Source organism: Streptomonospora nanhaiensis, assembly GCF_026642255.1.
Lineage (GTDB): Bacteria > Actinomycetota > Actinomycetes > Streptosporangiales > Streptosporangiaceae > Nocardiopsis > Nocardiopsis tropica.
Genome location: NZ_CP113264.1, coordinates 6,774,551 through 6,794,698 on the forward strand (window position 1 = coordinate 6,774,551; position 20,148 = coordinate 6,794,698).

Below are 20,148 nucleotides of genomic sequence, written 5' to 3' on the forward strand. Positions count from 1 at the left end.
TCGGTGGCCCCTGTCGGCCAAGCGCCCGTGGGACCTCCCTGAAATGCGACGATCCCGCCGGAAACACCTGAGGGCGTCCATCCGGCGGGACCGAATCACCGGGAGTGTCACACCCGGAAACCGTTCAGCGGAGGCGCACCGGGAGGGGCGCGACCCCGGAGACGATGGTCGAGGGCGGCGGGGCCGGCCCGTCGGCGCCCTCACCGGCGTCGAACGCCCTCCGGTGCCTCTTGTCCTTCCGGATCCGCGTGTCGGCCAGGGCCTCGGCGACCCCGGCGTGCGTGGTCACGACCCACGCAGCAACCTCTCCAGGAAGCCCGACAGGGACGACAGGGCCGATCTCCCGGAGGTGGGCCGCTTGTGCGCGGAGGTTTCCGGGGGCGAGTGCGACGGGCTCCAGGGGGTTCCTTCCACGGGCGCGGGGGCCGGGGGCTGCTGCGGGGTGAAGAGGACGGGGAGTTCGACGGGGGTCCACGCCAGCCCGGTCAGGCGCCAGCGCAGGTCCTCGGCCGGGACAGCCGCGCGGAGCCCGGGGAGCCGGGTGAGGAGCGTGCGCGTGGCGATGATCGCGATGCTCGTGGCCTCGTCGCGGGCGGGGCAGCGGTGCGGGCCTGCTCCCCAGGCGAGGTGGGCCCTGTTGGGGGTCTCCTCCATCCGCTCGGCGTTCTCCCGCAGGAAGAAGTGGTTCGCCGCGGCGAAGCCCAGGAGGATCGGCGTCCCCGCCTCGATGACCCGCCCCCCGCCGACGGGGATGTCGACGCGGGGGTAGACGGCCGGGTAGTTGGTGATCGGGGGGTCCGCCCACAGGACGCGGTCGACGAGGTCGCCGAGGGCGGCGTCCGAGAGGGAGACGGCGTCGTCCCCGCGGACCGCGGGGTCGGCCAGGACCGCGCGGACCGCCGCGCCGATGAGGTTGGCGGTCGGCTCGTTGGCCGCGGCGACGACGAGGAGGAGCTGCATGACCACCTCCTCGTCGCTGAGCCCGGCCCGGTGCCGGATCAGCCTGGAGGTGAGGTCGTCGCCGGGAGCGCGGTGCTTGTCGGACACCGCCTCGGACAGTACGCGTTCGGCCTCGGCGTTGGACTCCTCGGTGTCCACGCCCGTCCACAGGTCGCGCATGGCGGTGGCGAAGCGCAGGCCCTGGTCCCCGTCGAACCCGACGAGGTCGTTCATGACGAGGAGGGGCAGCACGCGGGCGTACTCGTTGAGCACGTCCGCGCGACCCCGCCCGCAGAACCCGTCGATGAGCCGGTCGGCGTACCTGCCGGTGATCCGGCCGAGGTGCTCCGCGCCGACGGCACCGAGGCTGTCGGTGATCGCCCCGCGGTAGCGCTGGTGCTCCGTCCCGTCCACGAACAGGGCGTTGGACCGCGGGGCCATCATGGGCAGGAGCGGGGAGGCCGGGTGGACCCTGCCCTCGGTGAAGTCCCGCCACAGCCGGGGGTCGTGGGTGAAGGCGGTGGTGTCCCGCGACCAGGAGATGAGGGTCGAGTAGTCCGTCACGAGCCACCCGCGCACACCCGGTTCGAGTTCGACCGGGACCACGGGGCCGTGCTCGGCCCGCATGTCGGCGTAGACGGCGTAGGGGTCGGGGTGCGGTTCGCTCCGGTACAGCGCGGCGTGGGGGCAACCAGAAGACACGGGTACCTCGGGGGGTGTCGGTCGGCTACGGGCCGGGGTTCGTCCTGCGCCTCCTCGGGGCCGTCGGGCACGGCGGGACCGCCGCGGCCGCGCGTGGGGACCCGCGGCCGGTGCCACTGGGCGCACACCCTAGCGGCCCGTCCCGGGAGGCGCGAGAGCCGGATTCCCCGTGCGACAGCGGACATCGGCGGTCATCTGCCGTTATAGGGATGTCCTTCCCTCCGCCCCTTCCCCCTGTCTTCGCGTGCACGCGGGGCCAGGGGGAAGGGTCGGGCCGCCCCGGCGCACACGGCGGCGCCCCGCCCGGAGCCGGTGCTCCGGACGGGGCGTCCCGGCCGTCCCTCCTCAGGTCCGGTCGGCGGCGGTCCCCATGTGGTCCGACAGGGGCCGGAACCTGCGCAGCCGCTGGCTGTTGGTCACCACGAACACGCTGGACACGGCCATCGCCGCTCCCGCGAGCATCGGGTTGAGCAGCCCGGCCGCGGCCAGCGGCAGCGCCGCCGCGTTGTAGGCGAAGGCCCAGAACAGGTTGCCCTTGATGGTGGCGAGCGTGCGGCGCGAGAGCCGGACCGCGTCCGCCGCCGCCCGCAGGTCGCCGCGCACCAGGGTCAGGTCGCTGGCCTCGATGGCCACGTCCGTGCCGGTGCCCATGGACAGCCCCAGGTCGGCCTGGGCGAGCGCGGCGGCGTCGTTGACCCCGTCGCCGACCATGGCCACGGTGCGTCCCTCGGCCTGGAGGCGCTTGACCACGTCGACCTTGTCCTTCGGCATCACCTCGGAGAAGACCTCCTCGATGCCGACCTCCGCGGCCACGGAGCGGGCCACCGCCTCGTGGTCCCCGGTCAGCAGGATCGGCGTGAGCCCGAGCTCGCGGAACTGGCGGACCGCCTCGGCGCTGGTGGGCTTGACGGTGTCGGCCACCACGAGCACGCCGCGGGCGCGGCCGTCCCAGCCGACGGCGACGGCCGTGCGCCCCTCCCCCCCTGCCTTCTCCAGCGCCGGGGACAGCTCCGCGGGCAGCTCCTGGGACCACTCCTCCAGGAGCGCGGGGCGTCCGACGAGGACGGCGCGGCCGTCCACGACCCCCTGCACGCCCAGTCCCTCGATGTTGGCGAAGTCCTCGGGGGCGGACAGCGGGCCCACCCGGGAGGCCGCGCCGGCGGCGACGGCCCTCGCGACGGGGTGCTCCGAGGCGTTCTCCAGGGCCCCGGCCAGGCGCAGGACCTCCTCCTCGTCCTCGCCGTCCGCGACGGCCACGCCGGTCAGCGCCATCCGCCCGGTGGTGACGGTGCCGGTCTTGTCCAGGACGACGGTGTCCACGCGGCGGGTGTTCTCCAGGACCTCCGGGCCCTTGATGAGGATCCCGAGCTGGGCGCCGCGGCCGGTGCCCACCATCAGGGCCATGGGCGTGGCCAGGCCCAGGGCGCAGGGGCAGGCGATGATCAGGACCGCGACGGCCGCGGTGAAGGCGGCGCTCGCGGGTTCGCCCGTGCCGAGCCAGAAGCCGAGCGCGGCGACCGCGATCATGATGGCGACGGGGACGAACACCCCCGAGACCCGGTCGGCGAGGCGCTGGACGGCCGCCTTGCCGTTCTGGGCGTCCTCCACCAGCCGCGCCATCTGGGCGAGCTGGGTGTCGGAGCCGACCCGGGAGGCCCGCACGACGAGGCGGCCCCCGGCGTTGACGGTCGCGCCGACGACGGTGCTGCCCGGGGAGACCTCCACGGGTACGGACTCGCCGGTGAGCATGCTCATGTCGACGGCGGATGTGCCCTCCTCGACCGTGCCGTCGGTGGCGATCTTCTCCCCCGGGCGGACCAGGAACCGGTCGCCGGCCGAGAGCTCCGCCACGGGCACCAGCTCCTCGCGGGCGGAGGGCCCCCCGCCCCGCAGGACGGTGACCTCCTTGGCCCCGAGTTCGAGGAGGGAGCGCAGGGCGGCCCCGGCGCGCCGCTTGGAGCGCGCCTCGAAGTACTTGCCGAGGAGGATGAAGGTCGTGACCCCGGCGGCGACCTCCAGGTAGATGTTGGCGGAGCCGTCGGTCCGCGCGATGGTGAGCTCGAACGGGTGGGTCATGCCCGGTGTCCCGGCGGTGCCGAGGAAGAGGGCGTACAGCGACCACAGGAACGCGGCGGAGACGCCGAGGGAGACCAGCGTGTCCATGGTGGCGGTGGCGAGCCTGAGGTTCTTCCACGCGGCCACGTGGAAGGGCAGCGCGCCCCAGACGACGACGGGCGCCGCCAGGGCGAGGGAGGCCCACTGCCAGTACGTGAACTGGAGCGCGGGGACCATCGCCATGGCGATGACGGGCACCGAGAGCACGAGGGAGACCATGGCCCGGTTCCACAGGACCGCGGTGGGGTCGGCGGGCTCCGCCGCGGAGGGTCCGGGGTCGGGCCGGGGGACGGTGGCGGTGTAACCCGCCTTCTCCACCTGTGCGACCAGGTCCTCCACGGGCGTGGGCGCCCCCTCGAAGGACACCCGGGCCTTCTCGGTGGCGAAGTTGACGGTGGCGGTGACGCCCTCCAGCCTGTTGAGCCGCTTCTCGACCCGGTTCGCGCACGCGGCGCAGGTCATGCCGCCGATGGCCAGTTCGACCGCCGCGGCCCCGGCCGGCTTCGCCGTGGTTCCCCCGCTACCCATGGTCCCTCCCCGACTCCGTACGCTCCTCGTCGTGCCCGTACGACGCGTCCTCCGTGTGGTCCCGTCCGCCCGTGGAGGACTCCTCCCCGGTCTGCGCGCTGCGCGCGTGCCCCGGGGCCTCCTGCGGCAGAACGGGGCCGGCCAGGCCGCCGACCCCGAACGCCGCGGCGAACACGGCCACGAGACCCAGGGCGTAGAGCCCGAGCTTCGCGGTCACGTTCATGTCAGTCACGCACCTCGTAACCCGCCTCGTCGATGGCGGCGCGGACCGACGCGTCGTCGACCGGGCCGTCGCTGGTGACGGTCACCTTCTTGTCGTCGAGGTCGACCTTGACGCCGGTGACCCCGCTGACCCCGCCGACCTCCTCGGTGACGGAGTTGACGCAGTGCCCGCAGGTCATGCCCTCGACCGTGTAAACAGCGGTGGTGGTGGCAGCCATTTCGCCTCCTGTGGCGTGTGTGGTGTCTCGGTCTCCGTGGCGGACCGCTCCAACAGGGCCCAATATACCCCCAGGGGGTATGCAATTGTCAAACCCCTGCCGTCACACCACCCCCGCCCGGGCGACGCGGGGCCCGCACCGCCCGCCACGGGGGCGCCCCCGCACCGGGATCCCCCTCGCCCCACTGTACCCCCGGGGGGTAATCTCACGGGGGGCTTCCCCTCCGGACACGGCCCGGGGCCCCCGCGCGTCGCGCAGGGGCCCCGGGCCCTCCATCCTGTGGGACGGAGGAAACGCGTACTCCGGGACACATGCCCGGATACCCTCCCCCCGTTCCCGGCCGGACGGGCCGGGAACGGGCGGGGGCTACTCGGTCTTCAGCTCCAACCGGGCGACCACGCGCTCGCTGAGGTGGTGGCCGCTCAGCGTGAAGCCGGCCCGCTGGAACATCTCCACGGTCCCCGTGTAGACCTCGGCGCTGGGGGCCCGGCCGCCCACCGTGTCCACCGGGTAGGCCTCCAGGACGCGCGCGCCGCCGGCGCGGGCGTACTCGACCGCCCCGTCCAGCAGGCGGCTGCCCAGGCCCCGCCGACGCCGGCGGGGCGGCAGCCAGAAGCAGACCAGCGCCCAGACCCCCGGCTCCGTGGGGTCGGCGGGGCGCAGGGAGCGCGACCGGGCCAGCCGGATGAAGTCGTCGCGCGGAGCCACGGACACCCAGCCGCACGGCCCCTCCTCGTCGTAGGCGAGGAGGCCGGGCACCTTGCCGTCCAGGGTCAGGCGGCGCAGTTCCTCCTTGTTGTCCACGCCGCGCATGGAGCGCTCACAGGATGTGCTCGCCGTGTGGTCCTTGGCCCGCCGGCGGAAGAACGTGCACCAACAGTGCCCGTACGCCCCGGTCGGTCCGAAAAGGTTCTCCAGGTCATCCCACCGCTCGGCGGTGGCGGGCTCGATTGAGACGATGGACATCGGACTCCCTCGACGAGACACACTGGCCGCCACAACTGTGATCCAGCACACTAGCGATTATTCGCCGTGACCGAAAGAACACAGATGCCCCCCATCGAACACTTTCTGGTTATTCGTGGAGAAACGCCCCCGTGTGCGTGGCCGGAGGACGGGCCCGCCCCCGTCCCGCCCCCGGCCGCCGGCTCACGCCGGCGAGCGCTCGGACTCGTCCGGCCGCAGCGCGTCCTCGGGCCCCCAGCACTCCACCCCCCGCAGGTCCGGCATCCGGTCGCGGGTGAAGACCGGGTCGATCCCCTCGCGCCGCTGTCCGACGTAGTCCTTGAGCAGGCGTGCGGCGACCGCCGTGAGCGGCACGAGCGCCAGGAGGTTGACCAGCGCCATCAGGCCCATGGTCGTGTCCGCCAGCGTCCAGATGAGGTCGATCGAGCCGAGCGCCCCCAGGAAGGTCGCCGTCAGGAAGACCAGCTTGTAGCCGAACAGGACCCTCTCGTTCGTGGTCAGGTACTCCAGGTTGGACTCGCCGTAGTAGTAGTTGCCGAGCACCGAGGTGAACGCGACCAGGAAGATGATCAGCGTCATCAGGTGCAGCGCCCACGGACCGAGCGCCGCCTGGAGGGCGAACTGGGTCAGGTCGCCCTCCAACTGCCCGTCACCGGTGCCCGGGTTGCCGAGCAGGATGATGAACGCCGTGACCGAGCAGACGACGAGGGTGTCCAGGTAGACCCCGAGCGTCTGGACCAGCCCCTGCTTGACCGGGTGGGAGACCGCGGCGCTGGCCGCCGCGACGGGGGCCGATCCCAGGCCCGCCTCGTTGGAGAACATGCCCCGGCGCACGCCCTGGATGATCACGACGCCCAGGCCCGCCGCGGCGAACTCCCGCACCCCGAAGGCGTGCTGGAAGATGAGGGCGACCATGCCCGGGACGGCCTCCCAGTTGAGCGCCATGACGACGAGGCCGAGCAGCACGTACAGCGCGGCGAAGAACGGGATGAGCGCCTGGGCGGTGTTGGCGATCCTCCGGACCCCGCCGAAGATCACCAGCGCGGTGAGGACGACGAGCAGCACGCCGATGAGCGCGGACATCCACAGGCCGGTGCCGCTGCCCAGGTCCTCGGCGGAGTTCGCGATGGTGTTGGTGATCGTGTTGCTCTGCACCGCGTTGAAGACCAGCGGGAACGTCACGATGAGCGTGAGGGCGAAGAGGACGCCCGCCCACTTCTGACCCAGCCCCCGCTCGATGTAGTAGGCGGGCCCGCCCCGGTACCCCGCCGGGTCGCGGACCTTGTAGAGCTGGGCGACCGTGGACTCCACGAAACTCGCGGCGCACACCACGACCGCCATCGCCCACATCCAGAAGACGGCGCCGGGGCCGCCCAGGGAGATCGCGATGGACACCCCGATGATGTTGCCCGTGCCGATGCGGGCCGCGGCCGAGATCATGAACGCCTGGAGCGAGGAGACGGCCCTCTTGCCGTCGGGGGCGATCTCGGGCCTGCTCCGCAGGACCCGGAACATCTCCGGGAGCATGCGGATCTGGACGACCCCGGTCCTGACCGTGATGTACAGGCTGACCGCCACCAGCAGCGGGATCAGGATCCAGGACCAGAAGAACTCGTCGTTGAAGGCGGCGACGGCGTCGGTGAGGCGCGCGTCGAGGGGTTGTGCTGCGTCTGCGGATATCACGGGGGACGGGGCTCCTTCGCTCCGAAAGGGACAACCGCTCCCACCTACCCGTGAAGTGCACCGAATCACCGCCGGGGGCGCACACCGGCGCGATGGTGATGATTCCGTTACTGCACGTGCTCCGTGTCAGCCCTTGTGGACGAGGTCCGCGTAGCCCCGGTTCTTCCCGATGTAGGCCCGCGCGAAGGGGCAGATCGGCACGACCTTCAGACCGCGCTCGCGGATGTCGTCCAGGGACTCCCTCATGAGCGCGCTGGCCACGCCCCTGCCCTCGAAGGCCGGGTCGACCTCCACGTGGGGCAGGGCGTACACGCCCTCGTCGATCAGGTGGTAGGCGGAGAAGCCCACCACCTCCCCGTCCGCGCTGACCTCGTAGCGCGAGCGCTCCGGCACGTCGACGACCGTCAGGTCCATGACACTCCCCCGCCTCCTGCGTCCGCGCACGCCGTGTGCGCGTGATGGGTGGGCCCTGGGGCCACGTTCCCACACCTACCCACCACGCACACCCCGGGCCCCGTCCCCGACCCCCGGGCGCGGGACGCGGGGCGCCGGGCGCCGGGGGTTCTGGGAGAACGTGGACCCGGCCTCCCGCACCCCCTGCGGGGGCGCGGGACGCGGGGCGGGACTCAGCGGCCGGCGAGGTACGGGTCGGTGATCCCCCGCGGGCAGGCCAGCGCGTCCAGGTCCCAGCCGGCGAGCCCGGCGCCCGCCCGGTAGGCGCTCTCCAGGAACTCCAGGACGGTGGCGCGCGGGTCCGGCGACTTGCGCGCGTCGGCGTAGCGCAGCAGCGCCAGGTGCCCCTGGCCGCTGCTCACCCACTCCGCGGAGGGGGGGTCGAGCCTCCGGTCCGTGAGCCCGTCCGGCTCGGGCGCCGTGTAGGAGTAGAAGCAGGGCTCCGGGATCTTGTCGTCGCCGAACCAGAAGCCGAAGCTCACCACCTCCCGCGAGTACGCCTCGCGCACCAGCTGCCCTGCCTCCCGGGGCTGGGGGACGGGGTGCGGGGAGAAGCGCGTGACGGCGATGTCGAACGTGTGCCAGAAGTGGTGCACCGGGCTGGTCTTGCCCGAGAAGCCGGCGGCGAACTCCTCCAGGACCAGGGCGACCTGGCTCAGCACCTGCCAGTAGCGGGTGGCGTGCTCGGGCACGTAGGCGGCGTGCTCGCGGTCCTCCGTGAACGGCCGCCCGGTGTCGGGCAGGTCGAACGGGGTCGCGTGCGGGATGCTGCCGTCCACGCCGAGGCTGTCCAGCGCCGACTGGAGCCCGAGGTAGAACGACGCCACGCTGTGCCCCTGGAGCGGGAAGGACGCGGTCCGCCCGTCCAGGTTCGCCGCGACCAGCCGGTGCCCGACGAAGTCGAAGTCGACGGTGAAGACGGGGTTGCCGTCCACGAGACCCATGGGGCGGGTGGTGATGCCGCGCCCCGTGACGTGGAAGGGGACGTTCCACCAGTGGTTGCGGCGCGGGCTGTGCTGCAGTCGGACCTTGCCGACGACCTGCTCGAAGCGGTGCAGGGTCTGCTTGGTGTCGTACCACGAGTCGAGCGGGATGGCTGGGAACAGCTCCACGGACTCTCTCCTTCTCTCCTTGGTGGGTGGCGTACACGGCCGGACCTGCGGACCGGGACCGGTCCCCGGCCGTGCGGGGCTCACCAGCCCCGGCGTGTGGACCGCTCGGACCGGCCGGCGCCGGCCGTGTGCCGGTCCCGCGTGCGGTAGACGACGTAGGGGCGGAACAGGTAGCCGACCGGCGCGCTGAACGCGTGCACCAGCCGCGTGAACGGCAGCAGCGCGAACAGTGCCAGGCCCGTCAGCGCGTGCAGCTTGTACGGGGCCTCGGCGGCGGCCATCGCCGCGACGTCCGGCTGCAGGATCCAGATCGAGCGGAACCACGGGGAGACCGTCCGCCGGTAGTCCTGGGTGTGCCCGCCCGCCAGCTCGACCCCGGCGAAGTACGCGGTCATGCCCAGCCCGGTGAGGATCGCCAGGACCAGCACGAGGTACATGAGCTTGTCGTTGCGGGTGGTGGCGCTGAAGACCGGGCCCGTGGTGCGCCGCCGCCAGATCAGCAGGGCGATCCCGCCGAGCGTGCACACCCCCGCGACCAGGCCCAGGCCCAGCGCGGTGACGTGGTAGAGGGCGTCGGACACACCGAGCGCCCGGGTCCACCCCTCGGGCACCAGGAGCCCCACCACGTGGCCGAGGACGACGAAGAGCAGGCCTGCGTGGAACAGCGGGCTGCCGATGCGCAGCAGCCGCGACTCGTACAGCTCGGACGAGCGGGTGGTCCAGCCGAACCGGTCGTACCGGTACCGCCAGACCAGCCCGCCCACCGCGGTCACGAGCACCGTGTAGGGCAGGATGCCCCACAGGACCAGGTCGAGCGGCCCGGTACCGTTCACGCCTGTCCCCCGTCGCCGCAGCCGCAGGCGGGCCCCGACGCCCGCGGCGCGGGCACGCCCGGCGCCGGCGGCACGCCGCCCGCCGGCCCCCCGGCGCCCCGGACGGAGACGTCGGTCACCGGCAGCGGGACCCGGACACCGTACGGCTCCAGGCCCACGTCCTCCGCCGGAGGCCCCTCGGCGGCGAGCCGCCGCACCGCCTCCCGGTCGTCCCGCCGCTGCGGCGGCAGGGTCATGCGGACGGCGTCGACGACCCGCGCGTACGGGGTCCCGTGGGCGCGCAGCGCCTCCCACAGCAGGTCCAGGCCCGGACGGAAGCGCAACAGCAGCGCCCCGCCCCTGGCGGCGTCCCCCCTGGCCGCGAACTCCAGGACGACCGCCAGGTGGTCGGGCAGCTCCCCCGCGTTCACCGACCACCCCGACTCGGCGTAGACCCGCTTGATCTCGGCGAGCGCGTGCCCGCGCCGCCGGGTGTCGCCGTCGGTGTAGTAGGTCATGTGGAGGGCCCGGCGCCGGCGCAGGTCGAACACGTCGACGTAGTGCCGGCACAGTTCCAGCTCGGGCGTGCTGGCGGCGTGTTCGCAGAACTCCTGGAGCTCGGTGCGCACGGCGCCCCTGGGCAGCTCCGCGACCGCGCGCGCGACCAGCGGCAGGCGCTCGAAGAAGGCCTGGTCCGGATAGGCCAGGAGGACGGACGCGGCCTGGTGGGTGACCGCGATCCGGTGGGAGCGCCGGGCGGACCGGCCCGCGCCGAGCCAGCCCGGTCCCCGCTGCGCCGGGACCGCGGGGGCTCCCGCCCCCTCGGCGGCCGCGGCCCGGTCCTCCCCGGTCGCGCCGCCCGTGTGCCCGTCCGCCCCGTCGGTGGTGGTGCTCATGACTGACCCCCCTCACGCGGCGCGGAGGCCCCGCCCCCGCCACCGCCGTCGGTGCCGTTGCCGTCCCCGCCCTGCCGGGGCGGGAAGAGTCCGTCGGGACGGCCGTTGCCGTCCCAGTTGAGGAGGTTGACGCGCCCCTCCGCGGGGACCCGCCCCTCCCCCTGCGCGGCCCCGCCGGTCTGGCGGTCCCGCAGGGCGTGGAAGGTCTCCACGGACGCGGCGTCCGGACGGCCGGACGCCTCGCCGAACGGGACGCCCCCCATCCCGCCCATCCCGGGCCCTCCCTCGAAGTCGAGGCCGCACCCGACCTCCTCGATGACCCCCCGGTCGGCCTCGTCCACCCCGTAGGCGGTGGGGACGACGTAGCGGTCGTCGTACTTGGCGAGGGCGAGGAGCCGGTACATGTCCTCGATCTCGGCGCCGGTCATGCCGACGGCCCCGGCGATGTCCTCGTCGCGCTCCTGCCCGAGGTTGATCCGGCGCATGTAGGAGCGCATGGCGGCGAGGCGGCGCAGGACCAGGTCGACGGGCGCGGTGTCCCCCGCCGTGAACAGCTCGGCCAGGTACTCGACCGGGATGCGCAGGGTGTCGATGGCGCCGAACAGGTTGTCGGAGTCCTCCCCGTCGTGCCCGGTGGAGGTGAGGGAGTCCACCACGGGCGACAGCGGCGGGACGTACCAGACCATCGGCATCGTCCGGTACTCCGGGTGCAGCGGCAGCGCCACCCGGAAGCGCTTGGCCAGCGCGTACACCGGTGAGCGGGCGGCGGACTCCACCCAGCGGTCGGGGATGCCGTCCCTGCGCGCGGCGGCGCGCACGGCCGGGTCCGCTGGGTCGAGGAACACGTCCAGCTGGGCGCGGTACAGCTCCTTCTCGTCCTCGACGGCCGCCGCGTCTCCCACCCGCTCCGCGTCGTAGAGGACGACGCCGAGGTAGCGGAGCCTGCCCACGCACGTCTCCGAGCAGATGGTGGGCATGCCCACCTCCACGCGCGGGTAGCAGAACGTGCACTTCTCGGCCTTGCCGGTCTTGTGGTTGAAGTAGATCTTCTTGTACGGGCAGCCGGTGACGCACATGCGCCAGCCCCGGCAGCGGTCCTGGTCGACGAGCACGATGCCGTCCTCGACCCGCTTGTACAGGGCGCCGCTCGGGCAGGACGCCACGCACGTCGGGTTGAGGCAGTGCTCGCAGATGCGCGGCAGGTAGAACATGAAGGTCTCCTCGAAGGAGAACTTCACCCTGTCGCCGAGCTTGCGCACGATCGGGTCGTGCCGGGCCAGCTCCGGCCCGCCCCCGAGGTCGTCGTCCCAGTTGGCGCTCCAGGTGACCTGCATCGGCTCGCCGGTGAGCGCGGAGCGGGGCGAGGCCACCGGGAAGTCGTCCCCCAGGGGCGCGTTGAGGAGGGTGTCGTAGTCGTACGTCCACGGCTCGTAGTAGTCCTGGATCGACGGCATCACGGGGTTCGCGAAGATCGTCGCGAGCCGCTTGATGCGCCCCCCGGCGCGCGGCACCAGGCGGCCCCCGGCCTTGCGGACCCAGCCGCCCCTCCACCTGTCCTGGTCCTGGTAGGTGCGCGGGTAGCCCTGGCCGGGGCGGGTCTCGACGTTGTTGAACCAGGCGTACTCGACGCCGCTGCGGTTGGTCCACGCCTGCTTGCACGTGACCGAGCAGGTGTGGCAGCCGATGCACTTGTCGAGGTTCATGACCATGGCGACCTGGGCCATGACCCGGCCGACGGCCCGTTCCCCCCGGGCGCCGTCGGCCGCCGTCCCCTGCCCGCGGTTCGTGTCCTTCCGGCGTGCCATCAGTACCGCACCTCCGTGGTCCGCTTGCGCACGACGGTGATCTCGTCGCGCTGGTTTCCGGTGGGGCCGAGGTAGTTGAACGCGTAGGACAGCTGGGCGTAGCCGCCGATGAGGTGCGTCGGCTTGACCAGCAGGCGGGTGAGCGAGTTGTGGATGCCGCCGCGCCTCCCCGTCGTCTCCGTCTTCGGGACGTCGATGGTGCGCTCCTGGGCGTGGTGCATGTACACGGTGCCGACGGGCATCCGGTGCGACACCACCAGGCGGGCGGCGACCACGCCGTTGCGGTTGACCGCCTCCACCCAGTCGTTGTCGGCGGCCTCGATGACCGCCGCGTCCTCCACGCTCATCCAGATGGTCGGGCCGCCCCGCGACAGGGTCTGCATGAGCAGGTTGTCCTGGTACTCGGAGTGGATGGACCACTTCGAGTGCGGGGTCAGGTAGCGGACGGTGACCTCGCGCCGCCCGTTCGGGCCGATGCGGGGCTCGCCGAACAGGCGGCTGATGTCGAGCGGGGGGCGGTACACCGGGAGCGCCTCGCCGAACTCGTGCATCCAGTCGTGGTCCAGGTAGAAGTGCTGGCGCCCGGTCAGGGTGTGCCAGGGCTTGTCGTGCTCGACGTTGATCGTGAACGGCGAGTAGCGGCGGTCGGCCGCCTCCTTGCCCGACCACTCGGGGCTGGTGCCCACCGGGGTGGGGCCCCGGCGGGCGTCGTCGAAGACCACGCGGCGCTCGGCGGAGCGGGCGGCCAGCTCGCCCATGTCGGTGCCGGTGCGGGCCGCCAGCCGCTCGAACCCCTGGGCCGCCAGGCGGCCGTTGCTGGTGCCCGACAGGGCGAGGATCGCCTCGCATGCCTTGACGTCGGTGTCGAGGGAGGGCCGCCCGTCGGCGACGCCCCCTCGGACGGCGCCGTTGCGTTCGCGCAGCCACTCCACCTCCTTGTCGGGGGTGAAGGAGACGCCCTTGACCGGGAGCCCCGCGGACTCGGCCAGGGGCCCCAGGGCCGCCATCTTCTGCGCGACCGCCGAGTAGTCGCGGCGCACGGCCACGACGGCGGGCATGGTCCGGCCGGGGACCGGCCGCTCGCCGTCCGCCTTCCAGTCCACCGGGACCCCGTGCGGCTGGGCCAGCTCCCCGGGGGTGTCGTGCTGGTGGGGCACCGCCACCAGGTCGGTGACCTCGCCCAGGTGGTCGGCGGCCAGGGCGCTGAAGGCCCGCGCCAGCGCGTGGAAGGCGTCGAAGTCCGTGCGGGTCTCCCACGGCGGGTCGATCGCCGGGTTGAACGCGTGCACGAACGGGTGCATGTCCGTGGTGGACAGGTCGTGCTTCTCGTACCAGGTGGCGGCGGGCAGGACGATGTCGGACAGCAGCGTCGTGCTGGTCATGCGGAAGTCCATCGACAGCAGCAGGTCGAGCTTGCCCTCCGGGGCCTCCTCGCGCCAGCTGACGTCGCGCGGCCGGTCGTCCGGCCCGGCGGGTTGCGCCCGGAGGTTGGAGTGGGTGCCGAGCAGGTGCTTGAGGAAGTACTCGTTGCCCTTGGCGGAGGAGCCGAACAGGTTGGACCGCCAGACGGTGAGCGTCCTGGGCCAGTTGGCCGGGTCGTCCGGGTCCTCCGCGGCGAAGCGCAGGGTGCCGTCGGCCAGCTGGCCGGCGACGTACTCGCCGGGGTCCTGCCCGAGCTCGTCGGCCTCACGGCCCAGGTCGACCGGGTTGCGGTTGAACGTGGGGTAGGACGGCATCCAGCCCATCCGTGCCGAGGAGGCCACCAGGTCGGCGGTGTGCATGCCGCGCACGCGCCCCGGCCCCAGCGGCGAGGCCAGGGCGTCGGCGCGGTAGGTGTCGTAGCGCCACTGGTCGGTGTGGGTGTACCAGTACGCCGTCCCGGCCATGAAGCGCGGCGGCCTCGACCAGTCCGTACCGGAGGCGTAGGCCGCCCAGCCGGTGGCGGTGCGGCACTTCTCCTGGCCCACGTAGTGCGCCCAGCCGCCGCCGTTGACCCCCTGGCAGCCGGTGAGCAGGAGCAGGGACAGGAAGGCGCGGTAGGCGTTCTCCCCGTGGAACCACTGGTTCGTGCCCGCGCCGAGGATGATCATGGCCCGGCCGCCGGAGGCCTCGGCGGTGTCCGCGAACTCGCGGGCGATGCGGGCCGCCCGGTCGGCCGGCACCCCCGTGAGCGCCTCCTGCCAGGCGGGGGTGCAGCACTCGCCCGGGTCGTCGTAGCCGGTCGGCCAGACGCCGGGCAGGCCGTCGCGGTACACCCCGTACTGGGCGAGGAGCAGGTCGAAGACCGTGGTGACGAGGCGGTCTCCCACCCTGCGGACCGGGACGCCCCGGGTGGCGACCCCGGCGGCGCCGGTGGGGGTGTCGAAGCGGGGCAGGGCGATCTCGGCGGCCTCGCCGCCCACCTCGTAGAAGCTGAGGGCGGGCGTGCGGCCCTCCAGGTCGAGGTTCCACCTCCCCAGGCCCTCCTCGCCCCACCGGTCGCCGACGGTGCCGTGGGGAGCGGCCGGCGCGTCCTCCCCCTCCGCCCAGATCACCGGCTTCCAGTCGGCGTTCTCCCCTCCGCCGGGACCGAGGTCGGCGGCGGTGAGGAACTTGCCGGGCACCAGGCGGCCGTCGCGGCTGTCCAGCGAGACCACGAACGGCAGGTCGGTGTACCGGCGGACGTAGTCCTCGAACCGGGGCGTGGTCCGGTCGACGAACCTCTCCTTGAGGACGACGTGGCCCATGGCCATGGCCAGCGCCCCGTCGGTGCCCGGGTGGGGGGCCAGCCACTCGTCCGCGAACTTGGTGGCGTCGCTGTAGTCGGGGGAGACCACGACGACCTTCTGGCCCCGGTAACGGGCCTCGGCCATCCAGTGCGCGTCGGGGGTCCGGGTGACCGGGACGTTGGAGCCCCACAGCACCAGGTAGGCGGCGTCCCACCAGTCGCCGGACTCGGGGACGTCGGTCTGGTCGCCGAACACCTGCGGCGAGGCCACCGGCAGGTCGGCGTACCAGTCGTAGAACGACAGCATGGAGCCGCCGAGGAGGTTCACGAAGCGGGCGCCCACCCCGTGCGAGACCATCGACATCGCGGGGATCGGGGAGAACCCGGCCACGCGGTCCGGACCGTACCTCCTGATGGTGGACACGTGGGAGGCGGCGGCGATCTCCAGCGCCTCGTCCCACGTGACGCGCACCAGACCGCCCTTGCCGCGCGCCCGCTGGTAGCGGCGGCGCCTGACCGGGTCGGCGGTGATCTCCTCCCAGGCCGCCACGGGGTCGCCCAGGCGTCCGCGCGCCTCCCGGTACATCTCCACGAGGACGCCGCGCGCGTACGGGTAGCGGACCCGGGTCGGAGAATAGGTGTACCAGGAGAAGGCCGCGCCGCGGGGACAGCCCCGCGGCTCGTATTCGGGACGGTCCGGGCCGACGGAGGGATAATCCGTGGCCTGCGTCTCCCAGGTGATGATCCCGTCCTTCACGTACACGTCCCAGGAACACGAACCGGTGCAGTTCACGCCGTGGGTGGAACGCACGACCCTGTCGTGGCTCCAGCGGTCCCTGTAGAAGACGTCGCCCTCTCGTCCGCCGTGCCTGACCTGCGCCCGGACGCCGTCCAGCTGCTCCGCCCGGCTCAGGTGGTTACCCAACCGGAGAAGGGCCTCCCCCGCGCCTCCGCCTTTGCCGTTTTCCGCCATACGGGAGCCACCTCGTTTAACAGCGCATTGCCGAGAATTGCATTTCCACGCGGTTCCGGTGTCCTGTGCCCATGACATTCCGTTAATGAATATGCCTCCTTCGGCGCGGAAGTCACGTATCCCACACCGGAAGGGGTGACAATCACCTCCGAAAGGGACACCGCCGGCCGGATCGACAGGACGTGGGGGACCGCCATGGGAGCGGAAGTCGGGGAGCGGGACACCCGCTCGGGAACGGCGGGCGCCAACCTCGCCCTGGCCACGGCGGCGTTCGCGCTGACCTTCTGGGCCTGGAACCTCGTCGGACCGCTGTCGCGGACCTACACGCAGGAGCTGGACCTGTCGCCCTCGCAGACCTCGCTCCTCGTGGCGTTCCCGGTGCTCGTGGGCTCCCTGGGCCGCATCCCGGTCGGCTCGCTGACCGACCGCTACGGCGGGCGGCTGATGTTCACGGTCATCTGCTTCGTGAGCATCGTGCCGACCTTCCTCGTGGGCGTGTCGTCGGGGTCCTACGCGATGCTGCTGGTCTGGGGCTTCTTCCTCGGGATCGCGGGCACGTCGTTCGCCGTCGGAATCCCGTTCGTGAACGCCTGGTACAGGGCCGGGCGGCGCGGTTTCGCCACGGGCGTGTTCGGGGCGGGCATGGGCGGCACCGCCCTGTCGTCGTTCCTCACCCCCCTCCTCGTCGAGAAGACGGGGGTGCTCACCACCCACCTGCTGATGTGCGCGGCCCTGGCGGCCATGGGCGCGGTGATGTGGGTGTTCAGCCGGAACTCCCCCGCGTGGAGGCCCCGCACGGAGCCGGCCCTGCCGGGGATGCGCGAGGCGCTCAGACTCAAGGCGACGTGGCAGGCGTCCCTGCTGTACGCGGTCGCCTTCGGCGGGTTCGTGGCCTTCTCCACCTATCTGCCGACCCTGCTGACGATGGCGTACGACTACGCGCAGACCGATGCCGGGGTGCGCACCGCCGGTTTCGCGGTCGCCGCCGTGGTCGCCCGGCCGGTCGGCGGCATCCTGTCGGACCGGCTCGGCCCGGTGCGGGTGTGCCTGGCGTCGTTCCTCGGCACGTGCGTGTTCGCGGTCGTGCTGGCCCTGCACCCGCCCGCGGAGTTCCCGGCGGGTGCGGCCTTCGTGCTGATCGCGCTGTCGCTGGGCCTGGGCACGGGCGCCGTGTTCGCTCTGGTCGCGAAGCTGGTCGACCCGTCCAGGGTCGGTACCGTGACCGGGCTCGTGGGTGCGGCCGGGGGTCTGGGCGGCTACTTCCCGCCGCTGCTGATGGGGGTCGTCTACCAGGCGACGGGCGCCTACACGCTGGGCTTCGTGCTGCTGGCCGCGGTCTCGCTGGCGGTGGCCCTGTACACCTCGCGGGCCTTCCGCGGCGTGTCCGCCTGACCCCGGGCCGGGGAGCCCGGCGCGCGGCCCGCGCGGACGGCCCCGGGCCCGGGACCGGTCCGGTCCCCCGCCCCTGACGCGACGCCTCCCGGAGGGGCCGTGCCCGGAGGGCTCGCCTCAGGCGCACGGACCGGGGCCCGGAGGGGCGGCGAGCGGTCGGGGCCCGCCACGGCCGTCAGGGGGCGATGTCCCGGGCGCGGACGAGGGCGGCGGCGCGGTTGCCCACCTTCACGCGCTCCAGGGCCCTGACGCCCTCCGGCAGGGCGACCCGCCTCGTCCTCGCGGTCACCACCACGACGGCGTGCTCGGGCAGTACCCGCCCCAGGGAGGCCAGCATCGCCCGCAGCGGCGCCCCTCCCCCGGCCGATCCGCCGCCTTCGCGGCGGTCGGCCGGCGCGTGCCCGGTACCGCCCCCGTGCCCTGGGGTCCCGGGGCCCCCGTCCTCCGGGACGGCCCCCGCCCAGGAGGTCATCTCGCCGTAGGGCACGTCGGTCACCACCAGGTCCGCCCCCACCGGCTCCCGCAGGGAGAACACGTCCTCGACGACCGCCTCGTGGGGCAGGTCGCCGCCCGTGGCGGACAGCCCTGCGGCGAGGTCGCGGGCGGCCTCGGCGCGCTCGACGAACTCCGGGCGGCCGAAGTCGCGGGCGGAGCGCCGGAGCTCGTCCTCGCGCTCGGCCAGCCCCTCGGCGGAGAGCAGGCGGAGGTTGCGGGCCGCCAGGGCGACGGCGTCCGGGTCCACGTCGCCCGCGCGGACGCGCGTGAGCCGTTCGCGGTGCAGGAAGCCCAGGACCGTGACCAGGTAGCCGCTGCCGCAGCAGGGGTCCCAGAGGCGCACGCGCTCCTCCTTGGTGTGCACCATCGCCCGCTGGAACAGCTCGCTCGCCAGCCGCACCGGGAAGCCCGGGAAACCGGGTGCGGACCGCAGCACCTGCCCGCTCGCCAGAGCCGAGTGGTCGGTCCGCTCGACGGCGTACCGGTAGCTCACAGTGCCCCTGCCCTTCCGTGTCCTGCTTCGTCGGCGCCCCGGCCGCGGTCGCCCGCGGGCGGCCCCGCACCGGTCTCCCCGGCCTCCGCCGCGCTCAACCCGCGCGCGGCGGACGGAACCGCACCGCCCCCGGCGGCACGGCAGGCCCCGGGGACCGGGCACGGCGCCGTGCGCGACCCGGCGTGCGCCTCCCATGTTCTCCGAGCACGGCGGAACACGGCGGGCGGCGCGCCCCGGCCGCTCCCCGGAGGCCGGGCGCGACCCCCGGAGGACCGGATCGCCCGGGGCCCGGGAACGCCGAAGGCCCGGCGTCCTGGGACACCGGGCCTTCTCATGCGGTCCTGACGGGATTTGAACCCGCGGCCTCCACCTTGACAGGGTGGCGAGCACTCCTAACTGCTCCACAGGACCTCGTTGCTGGTACAACTCTAGCGCGGTTTCGGAGTACTTCGTACCGGCTCCCGCCTAGAGTGGCAGGCATCCGCTCCACCACCCCGACGACCCCGAGAGGACCCGGCGTGAACGAGTCACCGGCCCCCCTTCCGCCCGGACCGGACAGCACCCGGGTCGACCGCTGGCTGTGGGCCGTACGCCTGGTCAAGACCCGCGCCGACGCGGCGCAGGCCTGCCGGGGCGGGCACGTGCGCGTCAACGACCGCCCGGCCAAGCCTGCCTCCCCGGTCAAGCCCGGCGACGAGGTGCGGGTCCGCCTGCACGGGACCACGCGGATCGTGGAGGTCGGCCACGTCATCGAGAAGCGCGTCAGCGCCCCGGTCGCCGTCCGCTGCTACGCCGACAACACCCCCGAGGCCCCGCCCGAGGCGAACCTTCCGGTCATCCGCCGGGACCGGGGGGCCGGACGCCCGACCAAGCGCGACCGGCGCGTCCTGGACCGGCTCCGCACGGACTTCCCCCCGCCCGTCTGACGGACGGCCTCCCCCATGCCGTCGGCACTCCTCGCGTCGGGCCGCGAGGCCGACGCCTGCGCCCCCGGCGGGACCGCGGCGGCGGGGGCGACCGGCGGGGCCGGTTCCCCCGGCCCCGCCGCCGAGGCGGCCCGGCGACCACTCAGCGGTCCGGGGAGCGCGAGTCCTTGTGCGCGGCCAGGCGCGCGGACAGCACGAGTACCGCGCAGGCGAACACCGCCGCCGCCAGCCCCGGACCCGCAGCCAGATCGCCGCTGTTCCGGGGCCAGGAGAACAGGAACAGCAGCGGGGACGCCGCCGCGAGGACCTGGACCGTCACGAAGAGGACCCTCGACCAGGTCACGACCGCGCACACCGCGACCGCCAGGAGCACGAGGAGGACCGTGAAGGCCGCGGCGAGGAGCAGGCGCTCGTCCTCGAAGGACGCCGCCAGCACGTCCCATCCCGTGGCGGACGCGCGCACCCCGTACATGCTGGGAACGCCCTCGTCGCTGATGTCGTACGCGTACGGGACCTCCTCCCGGGCCCAGGGCAGGGACAGCGAGAGGAACAGGGCGACGGCCCCGGCCGCGGAACCCGCCGCGGCCGTCCGCGCCCTGGACTCCGCGGCGGAGGACTCCCGCGCCCTGATCTCCAGTCGGGTCACGCGCCTTCTCAGCTGTTCCGTCTCCGAGGGCTTCCCGGCGTCGTCCGGCATGGATGGTCCTCCTG

Annotated in this window: 17 protein-coding genes and 1 tRNA gene; 2 read left to right on the plus strand and 16 right to left on the minus strand. The window is 73.4% G+C overall.

Features of this window, described 5'->3' with window-relative positions; genetic code table 11:
• Positions 1-124: 124 nt before the first annotated feature.
• From OUQ99_RS29265 to OUQ99_RS29325, 13 genes are all read right to left on the minus strand, one after another.
• Positions 125-289 carry a hypothetical protein gene (locus tag OUQ99_RS29265; protein ID WP_267946984.1) on the minus strand — a complete coding sequence of 55 codons (165 nt, stop codon included), beginning with the start codon at positions 287-289 and terminating at the stop codon, positions 125-127.
• Positions 286-1,566, minus strand: coding sequence for a cytochrome P450 (locus OUQ99_RS29270; protein ID WP_267950551.1), 1,281 nt, complete (start codon positions 1,564-1,566; stop codon positions 286-288). The genes OUQ99_RS29265 and OUQ99_RS29270 overlap by 4 nt, the downstream gene beginning before the upstream one ends.
• Before the next feature lie 420 nt (positions 1,567-1,986).
• On the minus strand, positions 1,987-4,284 hold the full coding sequence (locus OUQ99_RS29275; protein WP_267946985.1) for a heavy metal translocating P-type ATPase: 2,298 nt from the start codon (positions 4,282-4,284) through the stop codon (positions 1,987-1,989).
• Complete coding sequence (locus tag OUQ99_RS29280; RefSeq protein ID WP_267946986.1) at positions 4,277-4,507, minus strand: hypothetical protein; 231 nt, start codon at positions 4,505-4,507, stop codon at positions 4,277-4,279. The genes OUQ99_RS29275 and OUQ99_RS29280 overlap by 8 nt, the downstream gene beginning before the upstream one ends.
• Before the next feature lies 1 nt (position 4,508).
• Complete coding sequence (locus OUQ99_RS29285) at positions 4,509-4,724, minus strand: heavy-metal-associated domain-containing protein (protein ID WP_267946987.1); 216 nt, start codon at positions 4,722-4,724, stop codon at positions 4,509-4,511.
• A gap of 366 nt (positions 4,725-5,090) precedes the next feature.
• Positions 5,091-5,690, minus strand: coding sequence for a GNAT family N-acetyltransferase (locus OUQ99_RS29290; protein WP_267946988.1), 600 nt, complete (start codon positions 5,688-5,690; stop codon positions 5,091-5,093).
• 183 nt (positions 5,691-5,873) lie between these two features.
• Positions 5,874-7,373: an alanine/glycine:cation symporter family protein gene (locus OUQ99_RS29295; RefSeq protein ID WP_267946989.1), complete on the minus strand. Its 1,500-nt coding sequence runs from the start codon at positions 7,371-7,373 to the stop codon at positions 5,874-5,876.
• 126 nt (positions 7,374-7,499) lie between these two features.
• The gene (locus OUQ99_RS29300; protein ID WP_267946990.1) at positions 7,500-7,787 is read right to left on the minus strand and encodes a GNAT family N-acetyltransferase; all 288 of its coding nucleotides are present in this window, start codon (positions 7,785-7,787) and stop codon (positions 7,500-7,502) included.
• 212 nt (positions 7,788-7,999) lie between these two features.
• Positions 8,000-8,938: a DUF5996 family protein gene (locus OUQ99_RS29305; protein ID WP_267946991.1), complete on the minus strand. Its 939-nt coding sequence runs from the start codon at positions 8,936-8,938 to the stop codon at positions 8,000-8,002.
• A gap of 80 nt (positions 8,939-9,018) precedes the next feature.
• Positions 9,019-9,771: a respiratory nitrate reductase subunit gamma gene (narI, locus tag OUQ99_RS29310; RefSeq protein WP_267946992.1), complete on the minus strand. Its 753-nt coding sequence runs from the start codon at positions 9,769-9,771 to the stop codon at positions 9,019-9,021.
• On the minus strand, positions 9,768-10,646 hold the full coding sequence (gene narJ, locus OUQ99_RS29315) for a nitrate reductase molybdenum cofactor assembly chaperone (protein ID WP_267946993.1): 879 nt from the start codon (positions 10,644-10,646) through the stop codon (positions 9,768-9,770). The genes narI and narJ overlap by 4 nt, the downstream gene beginning before the upstream one ends.
• Positions 10,643-12,451, minus strand: a complete 1,809-nt coding sequence (gene narH, locus OUQ99_RS29320; protein WP_431061470.1) for a nitrate reductase subunit beta — start codon at positions 12,449-12,451, stop codon at positions 10,643-10,645. Before narH ends, narJ begins: the two co-directional genes overlap by 4 nt.
• Positions 12,451-16,131 carry a nitrate reductase subunit alpha gene (locus OUQ99_RS29325; protein ID WP_267946994.1) on the minus strand — a complete coding sequence of 1,227 codons (3,681 nt, stop codon included), beginning with the start codon at positions 16,129-16,131 and terminating at the stop codon, positions 12,451-12,453. The genes narH and OUQ99_RS29325 overlap by 1 nt, the downstream gene beginning before the upstream one ends.
• Before the next feature lie 195 nt (positions 16,132-16,326).
• Here OUQ99_RS29325 and OUQ99_RS29330 point away from each other — a divergent pair, with 195 nt between their 5' ends.
• Positions 16,327-17,523, plus strand: a complete 1,197-nt coding sequence (locus OUQ99_RS29330; RefSeq protein ID WP_267946995.1) for an MFS transporter — start codon at positions 16,327-16,329, stop codon at positions 17,521-17,523.
• 175 nt (positions 17,524-17,698) lie between these two features.
• Here the strand turns inward: OUQ99_RS29330 and OUQ99_RS29335 are convergent, their stop codons facing one another.
• Both OUQ99_RS29335 and OUQ99_RS29340 read right to left on the minus strand, forming a co-directional pair.
• Positions 17,699-18,511: an rRNA methyltransferase gene (locus OUQ99_RS29335; RefSeq protein ID WP_267946996.1), complete on the minus strand. Its 813-nt coding sequence runs from the start codon at positions 18,509-18,511 to the stop codon at positions 17,699-17,701.
• Between the two features lie 336 nt (positions 18,512-18,847).
• A tRNA-Asp gene (locus tag OUQ99_RS29340) sits at positions 18,848-18,922 on the minus strand.
• A gap of 107 nt (positions 18,923-19,029) precedes the next feature.
• Here OUQ99_RS29340 and OUQ99_RS29345 point away from each other — a divergent pair.
• Positions 19,030-19,437: an RNA-binding S4 domain-containing protein gene (locus OUQ99_RS29345; protein ID WP_267946997.1), complete on the plus strand. Its 408-nt coding sequence runs from the start codon at positions 19,030-19,032 to the stop codon at positions 19,435-19,437.
• 142 nt (positions 19,438-19,579) lie between these two features.
• Here the strand turns inward: OUQ99_RS29345 and OUQ99_RS29350 are convergent, their stop codons facing one another.
• A complete protein-coding gene (locus OUQ99_RS29350) occupies positions 19,580-20,134 on the minus strand; it encodes a hypothetical protein (protein WP_267946998.1) in 555 nt (184 codons plus the stop codon).
• Positions 20,135-20,148: the final 14 nt, after the last annotated feature.